This is a genomic window from Neoakkermansia glycaniphila (assembly GCF_001683795.1).
Classification (GTDB): Bacteria; Verrucomicrobiota; Verrucomicrobiia; order Verrucomicrobiales; family Akkermansiaceae; genus Akkermansia; species Akkermansia glycaniphila.
Window position 1 is genome coordinate 22363 of record NZ_LIGX01000039.1, and the last position, 6971, is coordinate 29333.

The 6971-nt window shown below is 61.7% G+C and carries 3 protein-coding genes; 2 read left to right on the forward strand and 1 reads right to left on the reverse strand.

The window, feature by feature from the left end:
- Positions 1-44 precede the first annotated feature (44 nt).
- Positions 45-1700: an NADPH-dependent assimilatory sulfite reductase hemoprotein subunit gene (locus AC781_RS11290; protein ID WP_067777572.1), complete on the forward strand. Its 1656-nt coding sequence runs from the start codon at positions 45-47 to the stop codon at positions 1698-1700.
- A 104-nt stretch (positions 1701-1804) separates the two neighbouring features.
- Here AC781_RS11290 and argH read toward each other — a convergent pair whose 3' ends face one another.
- The gene (gene argH, locus AC781_RS11295) at positions 1805-3169 is read right to left on the reverse strand and encodes an argininosuccinate lyase (protein WP_067777573.1); all 1365 of its coding nucleotides are present in this window, start codon (positions 3167-3169) and stop codon (positions 1805-1807) included.
- 190 nt (positions 3170-3359) lie between these two features.
- Between argH and AC781_RS11300 the strand changes: the two genes are divergently transcribed.
- A complete protein-coding gene (locus AC781_RS11300; protein ID WP_067777574.1) occupies positions 3360-6932 on the forward strand; it encodes a bifunctional proline dehydrogenase/L-glutamate gamma-semialdehyde dehydrogenase in 3573 nt (1190 codons plus the stop codon).
- Positions 6933-6971: the final 39 nt, after the last annotated feature.

The following is a 6971-nucleotide window of genomic DNA, read 5'->3' on the forward strand; positions in this document are numbered from 1 at the left end:
ATTTTTTTGAACCGTAAAAAGTGCGAACGTGTCTAAAAAGGCACATGCCGATAAAATCTTTATCCGACAACGAACGCATCAAGCTCGAAAGCAATTGCCTGCGCGGCCGTCTGGCCGAAGTTTTCGACGACACCTCCACAGGCGACATCCCCGCCGACGAGCAGCAGCTCATCAAATTTCACGGCACCTACCTGCAGGATGACCGCGACAAACGCATCGCCCTGAAGAGGGAAGGCAAGGACAAGGCATGGTCCTTCATGCTTCGCCTCCGAATGCCCGGCGGCAAGGTCACACCCGCCCAGTGGCTCGCCATGGACAAGCTGTCCGACACCTACGGCAACGGCACGATGAAACTGACCACGCGCCAGACCATCCAGCTCCACGGCGTGCTGAAGGGCAACATGCGCGCAACGATGCAGGAGATTCACAGCATTGCGATGGATACGCTCGCCACCTGCGGCGACGTGACGCGCAACGTGACGGCATCCGGCACCCCCGGCGACTCCCCTGCCCACCGCGCCGCCCACGATCTCGCCTCCCTCATCTCCGCCGAACTCCTTCCCAAAACGCATGCCTATCATGAAATCTGGCTGAATGAGGAACAAATCTACACCGGAGAGAAGGAAGAGGAACCCATGTACGGCAAAACCTACCTTCCCCGCAAGTTCAAGATTGCCCTGTGCGTACCCCCGCAGAACGACATCGACGTATTCACCAATGACCTCGGCTTCGTCGCCATCGTGGAAAACGGACAAACCGTCGGTTACGACGTCGTAGCCGGAGGCGGCATGGGCTGCGCCCACAACAACCCCGCCACTTTCCCAAGGCTGGCCGATGCCATCGGCTTCTGCACGCCGGAACAGGTTGTGGCAGTCTCCAGAGCCATCGTCGAACTGCAACGCGATTTCGGCGACAGGACGGATAGAAAACATGCGCGCCTGAAGTACACCATCGCCGACCGCGGCCTCGACTGGTTCAAGACGACCCTCGTCCAGTACCTCGGCTACGCCCTGCCCGCAAGCCGCGGGTTCAAGCTCGAAACCAGCGGAGACACCTTCGAAGGCACTTCGAGAAGCCGCACGCTCTACATCGAAGGCGGCCGCATCGCCGAACGTCCCGGCTATCCGCTCCGCAGCGCCCTTCGCGAAATCGCCAAACTGCATGAAGGCACGTTCTACCTGACGGCCAACCAGAACCTCGTCATCGACGGGATCACGAACCAGACCGCCGCTGCCATCGACCGCATCATCGACGAAACGAAGCTCAACAGCCGCCACACCGGCATGCGCCTCGCCTCCATTGCCTGCGTCGCTCTGCCTACATGCCCGCTGGCTCTCGCCGAATCGGAACGCTACCTGCCCGAACTTCTCGACCGCATCGACACATCGCTGCACGAGCTCGGATTGCAGAACGAATCCATCATCACGCGCATGACGGGCTGCCCGAACGGCTGCGCCCGCCCCTACGTCGCGGAACTCGGTTTCGTCGGCCGTGCGCCGGGCAAATACAACGTCTGGCTCGGCGGCTCCCATGCCGGAGAACGCCTCGGATACGTCTACCGCGAATCCGTCAAATCGGACGACCTTCCCGCACTCGTTCACGACCTCCTCAGCGCTTTCCGCGACGAACGCCAGCCCGGAGAAAGCTTCGGCGACTGGAGTCTCCGCAAACGCGATGCCCTCCTGCCCGAGGCATCCTGAAGGCTCTCCGCCTTCCGCCCCCCGGCCTATATCGACACAAAGGAAGCCCGGCTTTCCCCACAAGGGGAACCGGGCTTCCGATTTTTTTGAATGGCAGAAACGAATCAGGCCAGCTTCTCCTGCCAGAAGGCGAGGCGCCGGGCCGTATTGGCCGCATTCGGCGCACCGGGATTCGTACGCAGGGCAAACGCGCGTTCGAGGTTGAACACCTCATGCACATCCGCACCGTATTCCGGGGAAATCTCCGTGTACTGCGCCAGCGTCAGCTCATTCAAAGGGGTACCCGATTCCACGCTCAACGCCACGGCCCGGCCGACGAGCGAATGCGCGGAGCGGAACGGCACGCCTCGGCGCACGAGATAATCCGCGAGATCCGTCGCCAGCAGCATGGGATCGGAAACGGCGGCCTGCGTGCGCGCCGTATTGATCTTCATGGCAGCCACCATCTCCGCATTCACGCGCAGGGCAAGCTGCACCGTCGCCACGGAATCGAACAGCGGCTCCTTGTCTTCCTGCAAATCGCGATTGTACGTCAGCGGCAGCCCCTTCACGGCCACCATCACCGCCGTCAGATTGCCGTACAGGCGGCCCGTCTTCCCGCGCGTCAGCTCGCACACGTCCGGATTCTTCTTCTGGGGCATCAGGGAAGAGCCTGTCGTATGGGCGTCGGAAAGCGTCGCATAGCCGAACTCCGCCGAACACCACAGAATCAGGTCTTCGCTCAGGCGGGAAAGATGCGTACCCACCACAGCCAGCGCAAACAGCATCTCCATGATATAATCGCGGTCGGCGATGGCATCCATCGAATTCTCCGTCACGGCATCGAAACCGAGTTCTTCGGCGATCCCCACGCGGTCGAGGCAAATCGTCGAACCGGCAATCGCCCCGGAACCGAGGGGAGACACATTCAGGCGGCGGCGGCAATCCAGCAGGCGGCTCACGTCGCGATCCAGCATCTCCACATAGGCCAGCAGATGGTGGCCCACCGTCACCGGCTGGGCGCGCTGCAAATGCGTATAACCGGGAATCATCGTCTCCGCATATTCGGCGGCCTTCGTGACGAGCGCGCGCTGCATATCGTGCAGCAGCTCCACCGTCGCATCGATCTCGGCGCGGCAATACAGGCGCGTATCCGTCGCCACCTGATCATTGCGGGAACGGGCCGTATGCAGCTTCGCCCCGGCTGCGCCGATGCGCCGCGTCAGCTCGCTCTCGATATTCATGTGAACATCCTCAAGCTCCTGACTCCAGATAAAATTCCCGGCTTCGATATCCGCCTGAACGGACAGCAGCCCGTCACGAATGGAAGCGAACTCCTCCTCCGTCAGCATCCCCGCGCGCAACTGCGCCCCCGCATGGGCAATGGAACCTGCAATATCGTGTTTGTAAAGTTTCCAGTCGTAGGAGACGGATTCGCCGTATTTCTGCACCAGATCGGCTGTCGGTTGAGAAAATCTTCCTTTCCACATAACGCGATCCAGAGTACAGGATATGCCGCAATTTTCAAGCGTTATTCTCCATGCAGGCACAATCGGGCACAAGCCTTCGCGCCCGTGCGCCTCCGTCTCCGTCTTCCTTGAAAGAGATATTCTTACCCGGCCTTGTTAACATTCTTTTATCTTGCCAAAAACGCCGCAAATCCTTACACTCGCCCATGCAATGACCGAACTCTCCATCCCCGAATGGCTCAATCAGGCCCGCACGGCCGGTTGGGACGATCGCACCCTTTCGCTCAAGGCGGTCGAGCTTGCCCAGCAAATCCTTGCACAGGCGCAGAAGAACAGCACTTTCGGAGAGAAACGGCAGGCCGCCCAGCTGGCCCGCATGATGCACGATGAAAAGGGCAAAGCCTTCCCCCTCGCGCTCGCCGACCGCCTCTTCCGACCGACCTACATCAAACAGGGAATCGAGCAGCTCCGCTATCTGCTCGAAGGCTACGGCATGCCCCAGTACTTCTCCCCGGTAAACCGCCTCGCCATGAAGGCGGGCATGTTCGCCTCCTCCTACGCACCCGCCCTCGTACTCAAAGGCATCGAATACGGACTCCGCGCCGAAAGCGCCAAGGTCATCCTCCCTGCCGAACGCAACAAACTCCGCGCCCATGTCCGCAAACGCCGCAAGGAAGGCATCCGCCTGAACTTCAACCAGCTCGGCGAAGCCATCCTCGGTGAGGAGGAAGCGGCGCACCGCATGCAGCAGATCCTCGACCTGCTCGCCGAACCGGAATGCGACTACATCTCCGTCAAAATCTCGGCCATATGCAGCCAGATCAACCTCATCGCCTTTGAAGAAACGCTGGCGCATGTGCAGGAACGTCTGCGCACACTGTTCCGCGCCGCGAAACAGCATGCCGTTCAACAGCCGGACGGCACGAAACAGCCCAAATTCATCAACCTCGACATGGAGGAATACCGCGACCTCCACCTCACCTGCGAAGCCTTCAAACGCACGCTCATGGAAGAGGAATTCCTCACCCTCCGCGCGGGCATCGTCCTGCAGGCCTACCTGCCCGACTCGTGGGACGAACAGAAAAAACTCTGCGACTGGGCCAAGGCACGCGTCGAAAAAGGAGGTGCCTCCATCAAGCTTCGGCTCGTCAAAGGCGCCAACCTCGCCATGGAACAGGTCGATGCCTCCCTGCACGGCTGGCCGCAGGCTCCCTACACCTCCAAGGACGACACGGACGCGAACTACAAGCGCATGCTCCGCCATGCCTGCATGCCGGAACACGCCAAATACATCGACCTCGGACTCGCCACCCACAACCTCTTCGACTTCGGCTACGCCCTCCTCCTCGCAGAACGCGAAGGCGCGAGCGGCCACATCGAATTCGAAATGCTCGAAGGCATGGCGAACCCCCACGTGCGAACCATCGCCAAGGCAGGCATCAAAATCCTGCTCTACGCCCCCGTCGTCTACCGGAAAGACTTCCCGCACGCCATCGCCTACCTCGTCCGGCGGCTCGACGAAAACTCGGGAGAACACAACTTCCTCCACGACATCTTCGACATGAGCTCCTCCTCCCCTGCCTGGGGAGACCAGAAAAAACGCTTCCTCGCCGCCTGCAAAAACGCGAAAAAAACAAAACACGGCCCGAACCGCACCCAGAACCGCGAAGAAGAAACCATCCGCACCGCTGCGCCCGGCGAACCGTTCGACAACGAACCGGACACCGACTGGAGCCTCCCGTCCAACACCGCCTGGGTGCGCCGCCTCATGCGCGAAGAAAAGGAACGGATGATCGAACACATCCCGCTCTCCATCAGCAGCGACCGCATCACCAGCAACATCGTCGGCATCGGCCGAGATCCTTCTCAGCCCGGCAAGGAATCGTACCAATTCTCGTACGTTGCCTACGAACACATCCCGCAACTTCTCGACACCGCGCAGGAAGCCGCCAAAACGTGGGGCAAAAAAAGCGTCAAGGAACGCTCCGCCATCCTCCACAAAGCAGCCGCCGAACTCTCCCGCATGCGCGGCAGGCTCATCGCCGCCATGGTGCGCGACACCGCCAAATCCCCTGCGGAAGCCGATGTCGAAGCCAGCGAAGCAATCGACTTCTGCCGCTACTACGCCGATGGCCTCACCCGGCCCGGCATGGAAGACGGCGCCTCCTTCACCCCGCTCGGCGTCCTGTGCGTCTCCTCGCCGTGGAACTTCCCCTGCGCCATCCCCTGCGGAGGCATCGCCGCCGCGCTGATGGCGGGCAATGCCGTCATCTTCAAACCATCGCCCGCCTCCGTCTACGTCGCCTCCCTCGTCCGCAAAGCGTTCCTTGAAGCGGGCGTACCGGAAGCCGCCCTCCAGTTCGCCCCCACGCTGCCGAATGAAATCGGGCAGAAACTGCTCTCCTCCCCGCAAATCGGCGGCATCATCCTCACCGGCTCCTACGCCACAGCGTCCCTCTTCCACCAGTGGGCGCCCGACCGCCCCGTCTTCGGAGAAACCAGCGGCAAGGACTCCATCATCATCACCGCCCTCGCCGACCGCGAACAGGCCATCCGCGACCTCGTCAAATCCGCCTTCGGCCACTCGGGGCAGAAATGCTCCGCCGCCAGCATCGCCATCGTCGAAGCTTCCGTGTACGACGACCCCCGCTTCATGGCCCAGCTCATGGATGCCGCCGCCAGCCTCAAAGTCGGCCCCGCATGGGAGGCAGACTCCGTCATTGTCCCCCTCACCCGCCGCCCGGGAGACGACCTCGTCCGCGCACTCACCAAGCTTGATGCGGGAGAAAGCTGGCTCCTCGAACCCAAACAGCAAGGCGACAACGTGCGCCACTGGTCGCCCGGCATCCGCATCGGAGTCCAACCCGGCTCATGGTTCCACCAGACGGAATGCTTCGGCCCCGTCCTCGGCATCATCCGCGCCGAAAACCTCGAACAAGCCATCTCCATCCAGAACGGCACCGCCTACGGACTCACGGGAGGCATCTGCTCGCTCGACGAACGGGAAATCGCCCTCTGGAAAAGCAAGGTACAGGTCGGCAACGCCTACATCAACCGCCCCATCACCGGTGCCATCGTCCGCAGGCAGCCCTTCGGCGGCTGGAAACGATCCTGCGTCGGACCCGGAGCCAAGGCCGGAGGCCCGAACTACCTCGCCATGTTCGGCACGTGGAAGGAAACCGCACTGCCCAGGGAACGCAACGTCGCCCGCAAGGACGTCGCCGCCCTCGCCTCCAAACTCGGCAAAACCCTCCCCGAAGCGAAATCCCGCCTAGAAGCCGCCGCCGGCTCCCTCGAAAAATGGTGGAACGAAGAATTCGGCGTCTCCCATGACCCGTCCCACTGCCACGGCGAAACCAATGCCTTCCGCTACGTACCCGCCGCCCGCGTCGTCCTCCGCATCGAACAGGGCATGGAAGATGCCGACATCGCCATTGCCCTGCTCGCCTCCGTCCAGGCGGGCACACCCGTCACCCTCAGCATGGCGAAAGAACGCAAATGGCTCAAGGCGGGCAACATTCCCGAAGGTGCAACGATTACCGTCGAAACACGGCAGAACTACCGCAAACACTTTGCCGAATGGGCGGAACAGGACGCCATCGTCCGCGACCCCGCCGCCGACACGGACACGCGCCGCGACGCCCACGCCTGCAACCTCCGCCTTCTCGAACGCCCCATCCTCGCCAATGCCCGCATCGAACTGCTCGGCTACTGCAAGGAACAAAGCATCACCGAAACAACGCACCGATACGGCAACATCGTCATGCGTCCGAATCCATCCTGACCGCCCCTAACCCTGTCTCTTATACACATCTGACGCTGC